Genomic DNA, 17,462 nt, shown 5'->3' on the forward strand with positions numbered 1-17,462 from the left:
CGCCGTCGTTTGGGCTCCACCGCTCTTGCCCGATGCGCCAGCCTGCACCCTGGTGGTGCGAGATGGCAGTGCAGGCTGTTGCAGAGTGCACGCGGGTGGTCGGGAACCCTGCACGCTGGCGGTGCGGTGGCCCCGGGTGGTCGCCGGTGAGGTTTTCTAAGTGTATGAAAATAAGTAGGTAAACCGGGATGCGGCCGGGATGGCTTGCCTCTTGCAAAAGCTGATGGCTGACACTCGCACCCTGACCTTGGCGCGGTGCCATGCCAAGCCAATGAGTCCTTCCCACAAGAAGACGCAAGGAGATTCATGTGAACGCATCCCGATCCAAGACCCTGCGGCTGCGCCCCCTCGCCACGGCGCTGCTCACCACGTCCCTGCTGGGCGCCAGCGGCCAGGCCCTCGCCGATGATGACCCCATCAAGGTGGGCATTCTGCACTCGCTCTCGGGCACGATGGCGATCAGCGAGACGGTGCTCAAGGACACCGTCGAGATGCTGATCGCACAGCAGAACGAGCAAGGCGGTCTGCTGGGGCGTCCGCTCGAGGCGGTGGTGGTCGATCCGGCCTCCAACTGGCCGCTGTTCGCCGAGCGAGCCCGCGAGCTCCTCGCCCAGCACGACGTCGACGTGGTCTTCGGCAACTGGACATCGGTGTCGCGGAAGGCGGTGTTGCCGGTGTTCGAGGAGCTTAACGGCCTGCTCTTCTATCCGGTGCAGTATGAGGGGAGGAATCCTCCGAGAACGTCTTCTACACCGGCGCGGCGCCCAACCAGCAGTCGATTCCCGCAGTCAACTATCTGCATGACCAGGTGGGTGTCGAGCGTTGGGTGCTGGCGGGCACCGACTATGTGTTCCCGCGTACCACCAACCGCATCCTCGAGGCCTATCTCAAGGATGAGTTCGGGGTGGCCGACGAGGACATCATGGTCAACTACACCCCCTTCGGGCACTCCGACTGGCAGAACATCGTCTCGGACATCCGCCGCTTTGGCAGCGAAGGGAAGAAGACCGCGGTGGTCTCCACCATCAACGGCGATGCCAACGTACCCTTCTATAGCGAGCTGGCCAACCAGGGCGTTGATGCCGCCGATATCCCGGTGGTCGCCTTCTCGGTGGGCGAGCAGGAGCTCACGGGTATCGACACCGCCCCGCTGGTCGGTCACCTGGCTGCCTGGAACTACTTCATGAGCGTCGATACTGACGTCAACTACGACTTCATCGACGCCTGGATCGACTGGACCGGCGACGAAGAGACGGTCACCAACGACCCGATGGAGGCCCACTACATTGGCTTCAACATGTGGGCCGAAGCAGTGCGCAAGGCCGGCACCACCGATGTGGACGCTATCAAGGACGCCATTATCGGCGTGACGGTACCCAACCTCACCGGCGGCTATGCAGCGATGATGCCCAACCACCACATCACCAAGCCGGTGCTGATCGGTGAAATCCAGGACAACGGCCAGTTCGACGTGGTGTGGCAAACGCCCTCCACCGTGGCCGGCGACGCCTGGTCCGACTACCTGCCGGGCTCGCGTGACCTGATTGCCGACTGGCGCGCCCCGATGCGCTGCGGCAACTTCAATGTCGCCACCGGGCGCTGCGGCGGCAGCACCGCCGCCGAGGAGGCCGAAGCCGCCCTCGCCGAGTAACCCCCGCTCCCGGCGTCGCATCAAGCGCAAGGCGCCGGGGCGCACGCCCGCTTTACCCACTTCGTGACTTCCTAATGCAAAGGATGAACCCATGAGGCGTCTCCTTTTATTCTGGCTGCTGGTGCTTCTGGCCGTGCCGCTTGGCGCCCAGGCTCAGCCCTCGGCCGACGACTCGGCGGCCATCGAGCTGCTCGACGCGCTGGACGTCGACAGCTTCTCCGCCAAGGGCGAGGCCATCGAGGCCATCGTCGCAAGCGAGGACGAGCGCGCCCGGGACTGGCTCCAGGCCCTGCTCGACGGTCGCCTGCAGCGTACCGATGACGGCCGCTTCGTGGTGGTGCTGGACAATCGCGGCCGCGAATGGCCGGTCGCAGACGCCTTCACCGGCGAGCCGCTGGGCGAGATGTCGCGCCGCGAGCTGGATCGCATCGGCATCAACAACGCCCTGCGCAACCAGCTGCGCAGCGCCATCGCCGTGGTGGACCTCTACTCGGCTGACTTGACGCTGCGGCGTGCCTCTGCCGAGCGGCTGCTGGGTGAAGTGGACGCCGAGCTGGCCGGTCCTCTGGCCGAGCTGATCGAGGACGAGGAGGATGCCCGGGTGCGCCGCCGCCTGACCCAGGCGCTCGCCATCTACCGCCTGGAGCAGGGCGAGGTGGATGCTGTGGCCGACCTGGAGGGCAGTCTGCACTCCCGGGTCCGGGTCGCCCTCAGCCGGGCGACGGCAGGCGACGACCCGGTGCTGGCCGACGCCGCCCGCAACGCCCTGAACGGCATCGAGCAGATGCTCAAGGTCAATCGCGCCGCCGAGACCCTCTACTTCGGGCTATCGCTAGGCTCGGTGCTGGTGCTGGCGGCCATTGGCCTGGCCATCACCTTCGGGGTGATGGGGGTGATCAACATGGCCCACGGCGAGCTGATCATGCTCGGGGCCTACACCACCTGGATGATGCAGCAGCTGCTGCCCGGCCAGCCGGGGCTGGCGCTCATCCTGTCGATACCCGCGGGGTTCATGGTCGCGGCGCTGGCCGGCATCGCCATCGAACGCGGCGTGATCCAATTCCTCAAGGGGCGCCCCTTGGAGACCCTGCTGGCCACCTTCGGCGTCAGCCTGATCCTGCAACAGCTGGTACGTACGGTAATCTCTCCGCAGAACCGCACCGTGATCACCCCAGAGTGGATGAGCGGCTCTCTGGTGGTCAACGATGCGCTGTCGCTGACCCTGAATCGCATGGTTGTGCTGGGCTTTACCCTGGTGGTGTTCGCCGCCCTGATGCTTATCATGCGCCGTACCCGCCTGGGTCTCGAGGTGCGTGCCGTGACCCAGAACCGTGCCATGGCCCGCTCCATGGGCATCCGTGCGACCCGGGTCGATATCCTTACCTTCGCCCTGGGCTCCGGCGTGGCGGGGCTGGCCGGGGTGGCGCTGTCGCAGCTCACCAACGTGGGCCCCAACCTGGGTCAGAACTACATCATCGACTCCTTCATGGTGGTGGTGTTTGGCGGCGTCGGCAATCTCTGGGGCACCTTGGTGGCCGGTCTCTCGCTGGGTGTCATCAACCAAGTGCTGGAGCCCTGGGCGGGCGCCGTGCTGGCCAAGATCATCGTGCTCGTCTTCATCATCCTGTTCATACAGAAGCGCCCCCGCGGACTCTTTCCGCAGAAGGGCCGGGCGGCGGAGGGCTGAACTGATGCATTCCACACACTTCTGGCTGACGCGCCCCTTCGGCGAGCGCTCGACGCAGCTGTTCCTCGGCGTGCTGCTGGCGGCCATGACCCTGGTAACGGTGTTACATCTGGCCGTGCCTCAGGGCCATCCGCTCCATGTCAACGCCTATACCGTCAATCTCTTCGGCAAGTACCTGAGCTATGCCCTGCTGGCGGTGGCAGTGGACCTGGTGTGGGGCTATCTGGGCATCCTGAGCCTCGGCCATGGCGCGTTTTTCGCCCTCGGCGGCTACGCCATGGGCATGTACCTGATGCGCCAGATCGGCGACCGCGGTGTCTACGGACATCCGGAGCTGCCGGATTTCATGGTGTTCCTCAACTGGGACGCGCTGCCCTGGTACTGGACCGGCTTCGATATGGCCTGGTTCGCCTTTCTCATGGTACTCCTGGCACCCGGCCTGCTGGCGCTGGTGTTCGGCTTCCTGGCGTTTCGCTCACGGGTTACCGGCGTCTATCTGTCGATCATCACCCAGGCGCTGACCTTTGCCCTGATGCTGGCCTTCTTCCGTAACGAGATGGGGTTTGGCGGCAACAATGGCCTGACCGACTTTCGCGATATTCTTGGTTTCAATCTGAGAAGCGATGCCACTCGGCTGGGGTTGTTTATCGCTACCGGGGTGGCATTGGCGCTGGGCTATGTGCTGTGCCGGGCCATCGTCGGCAGCAAACTGGGCCGGGTCTGCGTGGCGACCCGTGATGCCGAGGCGCGCACCCGCTTCCTCGGCTATCGGGTGGAGCGATTCCAGCTGTTCGTCTTCGTGGTGTCAGCGATGCTGGCGGGGGTGGCCGGCGCCCTCTACGTGCCCCAGGTAGGCATCATCAATCCCAGTGAGTTCTCGCCGATCTTCTCCATCGAGATCGTGCTCTGGGTGGCCCTGGGAGGCCGGGCGACCCTCTACGGGGCGGTGATCGGCGCCATCCTGGTCAACTACGCCAAGACGGTCTTCACCGGGGTGATGCCCGACGCCTGGCTGTTCGCCTTGGGGGGATGTTCGTGCTGGTCACGGTCTTCCTGCCTCGGGGCATCGCCGGTCTGCTCCACTATCGCCGGCGCCGTGAGGATGACGGCGTGGAATCCACCACTGGCAGGGAGGTATCGGCATGAGCCTGATCAAGTCGTTTGCCGATCGGGACCGGGTGTTCGATTTCCTGGTGCCGGCGGCCTCACCGGTGGACGTGCGCCATGGCCCCATCCTCTACTTGGAAGATGTGACGGTCAGCTTCGATGGCTTCAAGGCCATCGACAACCTCAACCTCACCGTCGACGACGGCGAGCTGCGCTGCATCATCGGCCCCAATGGGGCCGGTAAGACCACCATGATGGATATCATCACCGGCAAGACCCGGCCCGACCGGGGCCAGGTGTGGTTCGGCAGCCGCCACAACCTGCTGACCCTGAATGAGCCGGAGATTGCCAGTCTGGGCATCGGCCGCAAGTTCCAGAAGCCCACGGTGTTCGAGGCGCTCAGCGTGTTCGAGAACCTGGAGCTGGCCATGGCCGCCGACAAGCGCATCCTGCCCACCCTGACTGCCGGTATGAGCGGCGAAATACGTGATCGTATCGATGAGGTGCTCGTGACCACTGGCCTCACCGCGCTGCGAAGCCGGTCGGCGGGGATCCTCTCCCACGGCCAAAAGCAGTGGCTGGAGATCGGCATGCTGCTGATGCAGCGTCCCAGGCTGTTGCTGGTAGATGAGCCGGTGGCCGGTATGACAGAACAGGAGATGGAGCGGACCGCGGAGCTGCTGACAGGCCTCGCCGGCAAGCAGTCCGTCGTTGTCGTCGAGCACGATATGGGCTTTGTGCGCTCCATCGCCCGCCAGGTGACGGTGCTCCACCAGGGGGGCGTGCTGGCCGAAGGCACCATGGACCAGGTGGCCAGCGACCCGAGGGTGATCGAGGTCTATCTGGGGGCCGAGGCCGACGAGGAGGTGGCGTGATGCTGAGTATCGAAAAGCTCAACCAGTACTACGGCGAGAGCCACACCCTCTGGGATCTCGATCTCGAGGTGCCGGCGGGGGAGTGCACCTGCGTGATGGGCCGCAACGGGGTGGGCAAGACCACCCTGATGAAGGCGATCATGGGCGAGGTGAGGGTGGCCTCTGGCAGCATCCGTTACGCCGACGACGTGGAGCTGACCAAGCGGCGCGTGGAGGCGCGCTCGCGGCTGGGCATCGGCTATGTGCCTCAGGGGCGACAGATCTTCCCGCTGCTTACCGTGGAGGAGAATCTGCGCACGGGGCTCGCCGCCCGGGGCGACGGCCGCAGGACGATTCCGGCGCGCATCTATGAGCTCTTCCCGGTGCTTCAGGAGATGAAGCACCGCCGTGGCGGCGATCTTTCCGGGGGCAGCAGCAGCAGCTGGCCATCGGACGGGCGCTGGTGATCGAGCCGCGCCTGCTGATCCTCGACGAGCCGGGAGAGGGCATTCAGCCCAATATCGTCACCCAGATCGGTGAGGTAATCCGTCGGCTGATCGCCGAGGACGGCCTCACCGTGCTGCTGGTGGAGCAGAAGCTGCCCTTCGCTCGCCGCTATGCCGATCGCTTCGTGATCATGGACCGGGGACGGCCGGTGGCGAAAGGCGAGATCTCCGAGCTCTCGGATGCCCTGATCAGGGAGCATCTGACGGTCTAGGCCATGCTGCCCCCTCTGCGGCGGCAGGGTGCGTGCACCTATATGGGCAGTCTGCACGCCCCGGTGCACTTATGGGGTGCGTGGGGAGCCCTGACTGTGCACCGTGGCGGGGCGTCGGAGCGACGCAGTGCAGCTGGGTGTTAATTCAAGTTGCTGAATATCAATAGGAAAAAATTTCATCGCCCGTTCTGGTACGTCCCTTGCTCTTCTTGGATAGATACCCTGAAGCACGAGCCGCCCATGACCGCGATTGAGACAGCCCCGGATGCCAGCCCGTTGACGGACTCCGGCCATCGCTTCGATGACGGGCGTCGCTGGCACGCTTCTCTCGAGCTTGGCTTCGAGGAGCGCCATGGAGTCACGAGGTTGGCGAGGGCGCGCCACCGGGGGCCGCTGCGGGTCCAGCGCCCCTTCTACCCGGAGGGGCGTTCGGGCCCCTGTCACCTTTACCTGCTCCATCCGCCGGGGGGGCTGGTCAGCGGCGACGCCCTGACCATCTCGGCGCGGGTCGAGGCGGGCGCCCAGGCGCTGCTCACTACGCCGGCGGCCAACAAGCTCTACCGCGCCGACAGCCACGGGGTGGCCTGGCGCCAGGCCACCCACCTCGCGGTCGCCGACGGCGGCACCCTGGAGTGGCTGCCCCAGGAGACCCTCGCCTTCGACGGCTCCCGGGGCGAGCAGGCCTCCACCCTCGAACTGGCCGGCAGCGCCCGCTGCCTGGGCTGGGAGGTGCTGGCTCTGGGGCGGCCGGCAAGCGCGCTGCCCTATCGTTCGGGGCGCATCGAACAGCGCTTTCGCCTCACCCGCGACGGCAGGCCCCTATGGCTGGAGCGCCAGCCGCTGGACCCGGCCCACCCGCGCTTCACGGGGCGCTGGGGCCAGGGGGGCGCCAGCGTCCAGGCGACCCTCTGGGCGGTGGGCCTCGATGACGCACCCGAGGCCATCGAGGCGCTGCGCGACTCGCTTCCTGTTTCGCCCCGCTGGGCGGTGACAGTGCGCCACGGCGTGCTGCTGCTGCGCTACCTGGGCGATGAGCGCCGGGAGGCCTGGTCGCTCTGCGAGGCCGCCTGGCGGGTGCTGCGCCCGCGGCTGCTGGGCCTCGAGGCCCAGATCCCGCGGATCTGGCTGACCTGATTCCCCACCTTCACCGACGAGAGGACGCCATGGAACTGACCCCCCGCGACAAGGACAAACTGATGCTCTTTCTGGCGGCTCAGCTGGCCGAGCGACGCCGCGCACGCGGTCTGAAGCTCAACTACCCCGAGGCGGTGGCGCTGATCAGCTTCGAGATCATGGAGGGCGCCCGGGACGGGCGCAGCGTGGCCGAGCTGATGAGCTACGGTCGCGAGATCCTCGGCCGCGACGACGTCATGGAGGGGGTGGCCGAGATGGTCGACGAGGTGCAGGTGGAGGCCACCTTCCCGGACGGCACCAAGCTGGTCACCGTTCATAGTCCGATTGTCTAAAACTGGCTGCAGGAGGGAGCAACGCCATGATTCCCGGTGAGTATCAGTTGCAGGACGGTGAGATCGCGCTGTGTGAAGGGCGCGAACGGATCACCGTCGAGGTGGCCAATACCGGCGACCGGCCGATCCAGGTCGGCTCCCACTACCATTTCGCCGAGACCAACCCGGCGCTGGTCTTCGACCGCGACAAGTCCCGCGGCCATCGCCTCGACGTGGCCGCCGGCACGGCGATCCGCTTCGAGCCGGGCCAGACCCGCGAGGTGGTCCTGATCCCCTTTGCGGGGAGCGGGAGATCTACGGCTTCCGCGGCAAGGTGATGGGTGCGCTGGAAGGAGGCAAGTCATGAAGATCTCGAGACAGGCCTATGCCGATATGCACGGCCCCACGGTGGGCGACAGGGTGCGCCTGGGCGACACCGAGCTGTGGATCGAGGTGGAGCGAGACGCCACCCACTACGGCGAGGAGGTGAAGTTCGGCGGCGGCAAGGTGATCCGCGACGGCATGGGCCAGAGCCAGCGCGCCGATGCCACGGTGATGGACAGCGTGATCACCAACGCCCTGATCCTCGACTGGTGGGGCATCGTCAAGGCCGACGTCGGGATCCAGGCCGGGCGCATCGCTGCCATCGGCAAGGCCGGCAACCCCGATACCCAGCCAGGCGTGGAGATCGTCATCGGCCCCGGCACCGAAGTCATCGCCGGCGAAGGCATGATCCTCACCGCCGGCGGCATCGACGCCCATATCCACTTCATCTGCCCCCAGCAGGTGGAGGAGGCGCTGGCCAGCGGCATCACCACCATGCTGGGCGGCGGCACCGGGCCCGCCACCGGCTCCAAGGCCACCACCTGCACCCCGGGCGAGTGGCATATCGGCCGCATGCTCCAGGCGGTGGATGAACTGCCCATGAATATCGGCCTGCTGGGCAAGGGCAACGCCAGCCTGCCCGAGGCGCTGGCTACGCAGATCGAGGCCGGCGCCATGGGCCTCAAGCTCCACGAGGACTGGGGCACCACCCCGGCCTCCATCGACAATTGTCTCTCGGTGGCCGAGCGGTACGACGTCCAGATCGCCATCCACACCGACACCCTGAACGAGTCGGGCTTCGTGGAGGACACCCTGGCGGCGTTCAAGGAGCGCGGCATTCACACCTACCACACCGAGGGGGCCGGGGCGGCCACGCGCCGGACATCCTCACCGCCTGTGCCAAGCCCTATGTGCTGCCGTCCTCCACCAACCCGACCCGGCCCTACACGGTCAACACCATCGACGAGCATCTCGACATGCTGATGGTGTGCCATCACCTGGACCCCAACATCCCCGAGGATGTGGCCTTCGCCGATTCGCGCATCCGCCGCGAGACCATCGCCGCCGAGGACATCCTCCAGGATCTGGGGGTGATCTCCATGATCGCCTCGGACTCACAGGCCATGGGTCGGGTGGGGGAGGTGGTCTGCCGCACCTGGCAGACCGCCCACAAGATGAAGGTGCAGCGGGGCCTGTTGCCAGAGGACCAGGCGCTCGGCGCCGACAACTTCCGCGCCCGGCGCTACATCGCCAAGTACACCATCAACCCGGCCATCACCCACGGCATCGGCCACGAGGTGGGCTCCATCGAGGTGGGCAAGCTCGCCGACCTGGTGCTCTGGAGCCCGGCCTTCTTCGGCGTCAAGCCGGCGCTGATCCTCAAGGGGGGCATGATCGCCATGGCCCCCATGGGCGACCCCAACGCCTCGATCCCCACGCCCCAGCCGGTCCACTACCGGCCGATGTTCGGCGCCCTGGGCGGGCGGCCAGCGAGACCCGGATCAGCTTCGTCAGCCAGGCGGCTCTGGATGCGGGGATCCAGGAGCGGCTGGGCCTCGCCAGCCGGCTGGTAGCGTGCAAGAACGTGCGCGGCGTCAGGAAAGGGGATATGAAGCTCAACGACGCCTGCCCCGAGCTCAGCGTCGACCCCCAGACCTACGAGGTGCGCTGCGATGGGGAGCTCTTGACCTGCGAGCCGGCCACCGAGCTGCCGCTGGCCCAGCGCTACCACCTGTTCTGAGTGCAAACGTTGGACACCAAGGCGAGCGGCGCCGGGGGCAGGTCGTAGCGGGGGGCCGATTCCAGGGGTGAGGAGCATTGCTCCGAACGGGCTGGCCATGGATGGCCAGCACCGGACCTGCGAGCGAAGCAGGACGCGAGAGCGAAGCAGGGAATCGGTAGCGTACAGGGAGGTATTCACAGCGCCCCCGCGCAGGCCTGCCACCGGATCAGCCGCGATAGACACCAGAGACGATGCCAATGCTGAAACTGACCGAACGCCTGGGCCCCATCGCGGCGGACCAGGCCAGCGATACCCTGACGCTGCCCTATGAGCTGCGTATTCGCGGCCGCCTCAAGGCGGAAAGCGATGCCGGCCGCGACCTCGGCCTCTTCCTCGACCGCGGCCCGGTGCTGCGTGACGGTGAGGGGCTGCGCGCCGAGGGCGGCGAGTTGGTGCGTATCCGCGCCGCCGACGAGCCGGTGGTCACCGCCCGCATCGCCCCCGGCCTGCCCCTGGCGCGGCTCGCCTACCACCTCGGCAACCGCCACGTGCAGCTGGCGCTGGGCGAGGACGAGAAGGGGGATACGTGCGCTTTCCACCAGACCATGTGCTGGAGGAGCTGGCCGAGCTCCTGGGGGCGACACTCGAGCACCACCAGGCCCCCTTCGATCCGGAGCCCGGCGCCTATCAGCAGCTTGGCGGCCATGGCCATTCACACAGTCACTCTCACAGCCACTCGCACGGCCATTCCCACAGCCAGTCACACGGCCATTCCCACAGCCAGTCAAACGGGCATGACCACGACCATGGGCACGAACATGGCCACTCCCATGCCCACTGAGCCGGAGGCCCCGGTGGAGAGGGCGCCAGGCGACGACCTGGCGTTGCTGGGCCTGCTGCAGCTGGTCAGTCCGGCGCTGCCCATCGGCGCCTTCGCCTTCTCCCAGGGGCTCGAGAGCGCCTTCGAGCTGGGCTGGGTGACCGACGAGGCGAGCCTCGGCAACTGGCTCGAAGGGGTGCTCGAGGATGGCCTGACGCGGTGCGAGCTGCCGGCGCTTTCGCGCCTGCACGCCGCCTGGTCGGAAGGCGACGGCGAGGCGATGGCCGAGTGGGACGCCTGGCTCGCCGCCAACCGCGAGACCGCGGAGCTCGCCGCCGAGGATGCGCGGCTCGGGGCCTCGCTCAAGCGGCTGCTGGGTAGCATGGCGCTGCTGCCGGAAGAGCCAGAGCTCCCGGAAGGAGCGGGGTATGTGACGCTGTTTGCCTGGGCGGCACGGGTGCGCGGCATTCCAGTGCGCCAGGCGCTGCTCGGCTTCGCCTGGGCCTGGCTGGAGAACCAGCTGGCGGTGGCCTGCAAGGCGCTGCCGCTCGGCCACACCGCCGCCCAGCGACTCGTCGAGCGGCTGCGCCCGGCGCTGGTCGCTGCGGTGGACCAGGCCCTGGCGCTGCCCGATGACGAACTCGGCCCGGCGCTGCCCGGTCTGGCGCTGGCCAGTGCGCTGCACGAGACCCAGTATTCGCGGTTGTTTCGGAGTTGACCAATGGCGTTGCCCTGGCCAGCTCGCTGCGCTCACCACGCCACGCGTCCGAAACCCTGGCGTCTCGACCGGTCTCCCGCGGCCGGAAAGACGGCACTTCCCTGTGCCGGCTTTCCTCGATCTTCTTCCCTGAAGATCGACCGCGTCGCCTCGGCCGAGTCGCCAGCGGCCGCGCGAGGTGGATTCGGCAGCGACTGGCCTGGCATTGCAAACCTGACAGAGCCGCCCTGCGGCCAAGGAGAGACAAGATGACCCATTGTTTACGCATCGGCGTCGGCGGCCCGGTGGGCTCCGGCAAGACGGCGCTGCTCAAGCAGCTCTGCCGGGTGCTGCGCGACCACTACGATATCGCCGTGGTCACCAACGACATCTACACCCGGGAGGACGCCGACTTCCTGCTGCGCCACGAGGCGCTCGGCGCGGATCGCATCCTCGGCGTGGAGACCGGCGGCTGCCCCCACACCGCCATTCGCGAGGACGCCTCCATGAACCTCGCCGCCATCGACGAGCTCCAAGGGCGCCACCCCAACCTCGAGCTGGTGCTGGTGGAGTCCGGCGGCGACAACCTCTCGGCCACCTTCAGCCCCGAGCTCTCGGACCTCACCCTCTACGTGATCGACGTCTCCGCCGGCGACAAGATCCCCCGCAAGGGCGGCCCCGGCATCACCAAGTCGGACCTCTTGATCATCAACAAGATCGATATCGCCGAGCAGGTGCATGCGTCGCTCGAGGTGATGGAGCGCGACTCGAAGACGATGCGCGGCGAGCGCCCCTTCGTCTTCACCAACCTCTACGACGGCGTGGGTCTCGAGACCATCATCCAGTTCATTCTCGAACGCGGCATGCTGCCGGAGCGCCGGCCGGCGGCAGATGCCAGCGCTACCGCCTGATGCCCATCAGCACCCATAACGAACCGATAGCGACTCGATACCTACCCGACACCCTGGCAAGGAGATCGCCGCCATGACCTCACTCTCACCTGCTTTCACCAAACGCGCTACGCTGGCCGCATTCGCCGCCGCCCCGCTCCTGCTGCTGGCCGGCACGGCCCTGGCCCACCCGGGCCATCACCACCATGAGGGCGGCTTCGCCGCCGGCCTCGCCCACCCGCTGCTGGGGCTCGACCACCTGCTGGCGATGCTCGCCGTGGGACTCTGGAGCCTGCGCCAGTCCCGCGCCCTGAGCCTGGGCGCCCCGCTGCTGGCCGCGGCCGGCATGCTGCTCGGCGCCGGTCTCGCCTGGGGAGGGGTGATGCTGCCCGGCATCGAGTTCGGTATCGCCATGAGCGTGCTGCTGGCCGGCGTGCTCATCGCCGCCCTGGTCAGCGTGCCCACCGCCGTCGGCGCCGGGGTGATCGTGCTCTTTATGCTCTTCCACGGCCACGCCCACGGCAGCGAGATGCCCCACGGCGCTTCCCAGCTCGCCTACCTGGCCGGCTTCACCCTGGCCACCCTGGCCATCACCCTCGCCGGGCGCCTGGGAGGCGGCTGGCTGATGGCGCGCCAGAGCCGCCTGCTGCGCGGCCTGGGGGTCGCCATCGCCACCGCCGGGGCCTTCTTCGCCCTGGGCTGATGCCGGCCGGTGTTTCCACTCGGAGCGCCCGGCCTCGGCCGGGCGCTTCGCGAACGGGCCCGCTTGACGATCCTTGGGACTCTCCACCTAGTCCACGTGGGTGACGGCTTCCCGGCGCGGGTCCACGTACCAGGGCAGTCCGCGGCGCGCATTGTGCTCCAGCTCGGCGATCACCTGGGCGCCGAGCAGCAGGATGATGGCGCCTACCTCCAGGCTCAATAGCACCACGATCAGGGTGGCCAGCGAGCCATACACCACGTTCACGAACGACAGGTTCACGAAGTAGAAGACCAGCAGCAGGCGCACCCCTTCCCACAGCAGGGCGGCCACGAAACCGCCCACCACGGCGCGCCGCAGGGCGATATGCACGACCGGCAGCACCTTGTAGATGGCGCTGAACAGCAGGAAGACCCCGATGAAGCTGAACAGGTTGAGGGCCGGCTCGGAGAGGCCGGCCAGCGGCATCGTCTGGTCGAAGAGCGCTAGCCAGAGGGTGTTGATGGCGTCGGCTAGGGTCGCCAGCAGGGTCAGGGCCAGCAGCCCCGTGCCCAGCACCAGCATGAAGGCGTAGGGAAGCAGCACCGAGACCCAGACGCTGCGCCCGGCGTGATGGGTATCGGGGGCGTGAAAGATGATCGCCAGGGCGTCTTCGAGCATGCGAAACACGAAGGAGCTGAAGAGCAGCAGCACCAGGATGCCGAACAGGCCAATCACGTCGCGGGAGTCGAGCAGGGTGCGCACCGCCTCCATCAGCACCTCGGCATGGGCTGGCGCCAGGTGCACCACCTGGACCGCGAGCACGTCAAAGAGCAGCTGCTCGTCGACCACCTGGGTCAGCAGTACGGTCAGCAGGGCAAACAACGGGACGATGGAGAGCAGCACGTTATAGCCAACGCCGCCCGCCAGTAAGATGCCGCGATTGCGCAGAAAGGCGGCCAGTACCCGCCACAGGAAACGCAGCACCCGCGGCAGCAGGGTGAAGAGAGCATGGCGCGTGGCGGGTAGGCGGGATCGCGTCATCACCGAGCCTTAGGAGACGATTCCCCTTCATAGTCGAGGGGGCCGCGGTGATCGTCAACTGCCATGTCTGCGATGCCCTGCCGGTTGGTAGTGGATCGGCAAGCCCCTTGCTAGGATGCAGTTGACAGTGTGTCGGCCAAAGCTACATCAACAGTGATGCCGTGTCTCACTCGGCATCCAGAAGCGTCTCCACCAGCCTATGCAGCCGTTGTTGGAACTGTCCGCCAGGAGAGGGAGGCAGCGGGTCGGAGGTGATCGCGATTGTCAGTGCCCGCTCGGGAATCACGTACAGCGCCTGGCCCCCAAAGCCGCGCCCGTAGTAGGCGGTGATGCCGGCCAATTGGGTCACGAACCAGCCATAGCCGTAGCCGTCCTGGGTCCAGGGGGAGGTGCCCCGGGCTGTCCACGAGGCCTCGACCCAGCCCTCGGGCAAGATACGGCTGCCGTTGTGCACGCCGTCGTTTCGGTAGAGCTCGCCGAGCTGGATCAGTGCTCGCGGCGACAGTTGCATATCGTTGCCGCCAAAATAGATCCCCTGGGGATCGCGAGGCCAGGCGGGGATGGCGATATCCAACGCCTCGCCCAGCAGCCGCCGGGCCAGGCTGAGGGTGCTCTCCCCGCTGGCTTGGGTCAAGGCGGCCGACAGTAGGTGGCTCGAGCCCGTGGAGTAGAGCATGCGCCCGCCGGGGCGGTCGACGAAGGGGCGCGACAGCGCATCGGCCACCCAGTTGCCACTCGCGACCCAGGCGCCGTAGTTGGCACCCGAGGTGCGCTCCAGGCCTGCCTGCAGGGAGAGCAGATGCCCGACCGTGATCTCGCCGACCCTGGGGTCGGCGTCGCTGGGCACCAGGTTGCCCAGCAGCTCAACCACCGGTTGCTCGGGACTCTCGATCAGACCCCGTTCGATGGCAGCCCCCACCAGCGCGGCCAGGATCGTCTTTGAGAGCGATTTCACATTGGTTGGCTGCTCGACCCCGGGGCCGCCAAATGAGCGCTCGAGCACGATCTCGCCGGCATCTGCCACCACCAAGGCATGCAGGCGGGGCAGCGCCTCAGCCTGCTCGACCATGCGGGATAGGGCGCTGGCCCGCCGGTCGGACGCGCTAGCGCTATTGGCTGCATTGTCTGCCTGAACATGGTAAGTCGCTGTCAGGGCCAGCATAATGACCAGGTGGCTCAGCCAGCGACGCACAGCGCGAGAGCCTTTCGGTGATCTGGGCATCGGGGTGACTCCGTGTCGGGGCCGCCGTTGCAGCTGCCGGTCTGACCTTCGAGGCAGGCTTGGCATGTCGGGTTCCCGAGTTAAGGTGTCTGGAGCCTCGAATCTCTCCACGCTTGGTCAAGCGCTACAGGCTCCTTGGAAGAGAGGCAGTATGGCCAATGTCGAATCATTCGCCCCGCGAAGGGGACGAAACACGACCCGGGGCTGCCGTCTGACATGGCCTCGGCCGCCTTCCTGCGCTGCCTGTCGCTGCTGCTTGCCGGCATCCTGCTGGCCGGCTGTGCGGGGCGCGTGATACCGCCCCCGGCGCCCGCCGAGCCGGTCACGATCTATCTGCTCGACCATGGCCGCCATGCCAGTCTGGTGTTGCCGCGCCAGCAGGGCGGGCTGGTGCGCTACAGCTACGGGGAGTGGGCCTGGTACGTGGAAGGGCGCCGGCACCTGTTGGCGGGAGCCTCGGCCCTGCTCTGGCCGACCCCCAGCGGGCTGGGGCGCGGGGTGGATGAACTGGCTACCGGGTCTCACGAACTGGCAAGGCTGGCGCCGGAAGGCATCGAGCGTACCTTTCCACTGCAGGCTGATGCCTGGCGAGTGGTCGGGTTGCAGCGAGGGCTGGATGCGCATTTCCACAAGGCCGGCGTCGAGCCGGTCTATAGTGAGGAGTTTGGCCTCGAGTTCGTGCCTCATCCGCGGGCCTACTGGCTCACCCGTCAATCTAACCTGACCGTCGCCCGATGGCTCAGACGCCTGGGGTTCAGGGTGCAGGGGATTCCCTGGCTCTCCAACTGGCATGTCGATGTCTCGGATGATGAGCATTAAAGGAGAAACGATGCTGGAAGTCTCACAACAGGTAAGGATTGCCGACCATGAGGTCGAGATGGAGGCGGTGCGCGCCCAGGGGGCTGGGGGCAGAACGTCAATAAGGTGGCGACGGCGATTCACCTGCGCTTCGATGTTCGCGCCTCCAGCCTGCCGGAAGGGATCAAGGAGAAGCTGCTGGCGCTTGGCGACCAGCGCATCACCCGTGACGGCGTGGTGATCATCAAGGCGCAGACCCATCGTACCCAGGAGCGTAACCGGGCAGAGGCGCTGGCCCGGCTCAAGGCCCTGATCAAACGCGTGATGTATGCGCCGAAAAAGCGCATTGCCACCAAGCCGAGCAAGGGCGCCAAGCAGCGCCGCCTGGACAGCAAGAAAAAGCGTGGCCAGCACAAGGCCTTGAGAGGCAAGGTCGATATGTAAGTGAAATGAGGTGGTAGAGGCCGGGCGTATCGAAATGCCCTCGGCGAGCGCAAGCCGCCGCGCGACATAATGCTCCCTTTCCTGATTCGTGATCGCTATGTATGCTGCAATCGATGTCTTCGTAACGCGCGGCCCGTACTGGCCGTCAACCGATTCGCAGCCTTAACCAGAAGGATATGTCGCATGTCGGAGAATCCCAAGAGCCCATTGTTCCAGGATAACCGCGTCAAGGCGCTGGCGGCCGTGGCGGTGGTTGGCGTGGTCTGGGCGATCTTCGCCCAGTCCAGCGCCAGCTCCCACCGCGATCACAGCGAGGCCCTGGAGTCGCAGCTGTCGGCGATGGAGAGCGAGCATCAGGCGCTGGTCAGCCAGCTGGAAGAGCGTGATGAGGCCGGCGAGCAGATCGAGGCCCTGGAGGCCCGTCTGGCCGAGCTGGAAGAGGAGCGCGAGGCGGCGGTGGCGGCCGTTGAAGAAGAGCGCCAAGCGGCCGAAGCTGAGATGGAGGCGCGGCTGACCGAGCTCGAGGAGCAGCGGGCCGAGGCCGCAGCCGCCATGGCCGAGGAGCAGGAGGCCGCCCAAGCCGAGCTGGAGCGTCTCGAAGCCGAGGTGGCCGATACCGAAGCGCGCTTGGCAGAGCTCCAGGATGAGCGTGCTGCCCTGGAAGCCGATATCGAGGCCTACCAGGCGGAGAAGGCCGAGGCCGAAGAGGCGCTGGTCGCGCTGCGCGGTGACTACGAGGCAGTGGATCAGGCGCGTAGCGATGCCGAGGACGCGCGCCAGGAGGCCGAGGAGGCGCGTCAGGAAGCCGAGGCGGCGCGCCAGGAGGCCGAAGAGCTGCGTGAGATTGCCATCGATGAGCGCCAGGAGGCTGAGGTCGCCCGAGACCTGGCCGATAATGAGCTGGCAGCGATCGAAGATGCCATCCTGGAGGCGGACGAGCGGCTTGACGCCCTGAACGCCGAGATCACCGAGCGTGAATCCATCCTGGCCGCACTGGAGGATGACATCGAGGCACTGGAGGCCTGGCGTGACGAGGTGGAGCGCGAGGTGGGCGAGGCCCGTGACGAGCGCGACGAGGCCCTGGCGGCGCTCGAGCAGGCCCGGGTCGAGCGTGACGACCTGATGATCGCCATCGGCATCGGCCGCGATGAGCTGGCCGATATCGAGGGGCGCGTCGAGCGTCGTGAAGAGCAGCTCGAGCGGCTGGAAGGTCAGCTTGCCAACTGGCGCAGCGAACTGGCCGACCTGGAGGCGCGCATGGAGGAGGTCGAAGCCGAAACCGAGGCGCAGGAGGCCGACGACTGAGACGCGCTTGCTTGGCGTAGCGATCCACGACGGCGAGCGATGGCTCGCCGTCGT

Annotated in this window: 11 protein-coding genes and 7 pseudogenes; 16 read left to right on the forward strand and 2 right to left on the reverse strand. The window is 66.9% G+C overall.

Translation table 11 applies throughout. The features are described 5' to 3' along the window. Window positions 1-359 precede the first annotated feature (359 nt). From urtA to ACSJDS_RS11015, 13 genes and pseudogenes are all read left to right on the forward strand, one after another. Window positions 360-1,651: pseudogene (urtA, locus tag ACSJDS_RS10955) on the forward strand (urea ABC transporter substrate-binding protein). Between the two features lie 91 nt (window positions 1,652-1,742). Then, entirely contained in the window at window positions 1,743-3,338 is a 1,596-nt protein-coding gene (urtB, locus tag ACSJDS_RS10960) for an urea ABC transporter permease subunit UrtB (RefSeq protein ID WP_473033313.1), read from the forward strand. Window positions 3,339-3,342: 4 nt separating this feature from the next. Next, window positions 3,343-4,484 (forward strand): annotated as a pseudogene (urtC, locus tag ACSJDS_RS10965) (urea ABC transporter permease subunit UrtC). Then, window positions 4,481-5,320: an urea ABC transporter ATP-binding protein UrtD gene (urtD, locus tag ACSJDS_RS10970; RefSeq protein WP_473033315.1), complete on the forward strand. Its 840-nt coding sequence runs from the start codon at window positions 4,481-4,483 to the stop codon at window positions 5,318-5,320. Before urtC ends, urtD begins: the two are co-directional and overlap by 4 nt. Continuing rightward, window positions 5,320-6,017 (forward strand): annotated as a pseudogene (gene urtE / locus ACSJDS_RS10975) (urea ABC transporter ATP-binding subunit UrtE). The gene urtD and the pseudogene urtE overlap by 1 nt, the downstream one beginning before the upstream one ends. A gap of 240 nt (window positions 6,018-6,257) precedes the next feature. Beyond that, window positions 6,258-7,151 (forward strand): urease accessory protein UreD, encoded by an 894-nt coding sequence (locus ACSJDS_RS10980; protein ID WP_473033316.1) that lies wholly within the window; start codon window positions 6,258-6,260, stop codon window positions 7,149-7,151. 29 nt (window positions 7,152-7,180) lie between these two features. Continuing rightward, window positions 7,181-7,483 carry an urease subunit gamma gene (locus tag ACSJDS_RS10985; RefSeq protein ID WP_473033317.1) on the forward strand — a complete coding sequence of 101 codons (303 nt, stop codon included), beginning with the start codon at window positions 7,181-7,183 and terminating at the stop codon, window positions 7,481-7,483. Window positions 7,484-7,509: 26 nt separating this feature from the next. After that, a pseudogene (locus tag ACSJDS_RS10990) lies at window positions 7,510-7,829 on the forward strand (urease subunit beta). After that, window positions 7,826-9,527: pseudogene (ureC, locus tag ACSJDS_RS10995) on the forward strand (urease subunit alpha). The pseudogenes ACSJDS_RS10990 and ureC overlap by 4 nt, the downstream one beginning before the upstream one ends. A 239-nt stretch (window positions 9,528-9,766) precedes the next feature. Further along, window positions 9,767-10,350, forward strand: a pseudogene (gene ureE, locus ACSJDS_RS11000) (urease accessory protein UreE). Then, the gene (locus ACSJDS_RS11005) at window positions 10,340-11,047 is read left to right on the forward strand and encodes an urease accessory protein UreF (protein ID WP_473033318.1); all 708 of its coding nucleotides are present in this window, start codon (window positions 10,340-10,342) and stop codon (window positions 11,045-11,047) included. The pseudogene ureE and the gene ACSJDS_RS11005 overlap by 11 nt, the downstream one beginning before the upstream one ends. Before the next feature lie 248 nt (window positions 11,048-11,295). Then, entirely contained in the window at window positions 11,296-11,937 is a 642-nt protein-coding gene (ureG, locus tag ACSJDS_RS11010) for an urease accessory protein UreG (protein ID WP_473033319.1), read from the forward strand. Window positions 11,938-12,010: 73 nt separating this feature from the next. Then, window positions 12,011-12,619, forward strand: a complete 609-nt coding sequence (locus ACSJDS_RS11015) for a HupE/UreJ family protein (protein WP_473033320.1) — start codon at window positions 12,011-12,013, stop codon at window positions 12,617-12,619. Window positions 12,620-12,706: 87 nt separating this feature from the next. Here the strand turns inward: ACSJDS_RS11015 and ACSJDS_RS11020 are convergent, their stop codons facing one another. Further along, the gene (locus tag ACSJDS_RS11020; protein ID WP_473033322.1) at window positions 12,707-13,639 is read right to left on the reverse strand and encodes a YihY/virulence factor BrkB family protein; all 933 of its coding nucleotides are present in this window, start codon (window positions 13,637-13,639) and stop codon (window positions 12,707-12,709) included. A gap of 166 nt (window positions 13,640-13,805) precedes the next feature. Beyond that, window positions 13,806-14,708 carry a serine hydrolase domain-containing protein gene (locus ACSJDS_RS11025; RefSeq protein WP_473033323.1) on the reverse strand — a complete coding sequence of 301 codons (903 nt, stop codon included), beginning with the start codon at window positions 14,706-14,708 and terminating at the stop codon, window positions 13,806-13,808. A gap of 369 nt (window positions 14,709-15,077) precedes the next feature. On the opposite strand from ACSJDS_RS11025, the gene ACSJDS_RS11030 reads away from it, so the two are divergent. The 3 genes and pseudogenes from ACSJDS_RS11030 to ACSJDS_RS11040 all read left to right on the forward strand — a co-directional run bounded on the left by ACSJDS_RS11030 (window position 15,078) and on the right by ACSJDS_RS11040 (window position 17,408). Next, complete coding sequence (locus ACSJDS_RS11030) at window positions 15,078-15,680, forward strand: hypothetical protein (protein WP_473033324.1); 603 nt, start codon at window positions 15,078-15,080, stop codon at window positions 15,678-15,680. A gap of 10 nt (window positions 15,681-15,690) precedes the next feature. Beyond that, a pseudogene (gene arfB / locus ACSJDS_RS11035) lies at window positions 15,691-16,103 on the forward strand (alternative ribosome rescue aminoacyl-tRNA hydrolase ArfB). Window positions 16,104-16,286: 183 nt separating this feature from the next. Further along, window positions 16,287-17,408 (forward strand): hypothetical protein, encoded by a 1,122-nt coding sequence (locus ACSJDS_RS11040; protein WP_473033325.1) that lies wholly within the window; start codon window positions 16,287-16,289, stop codon window positions 17,406-17,408. Window positions 17,409-17,462 lie beyond the last annotated feature (54 nt).

The organism is Halomonas sp. SL18_1, from assembly GCF_055755715.1.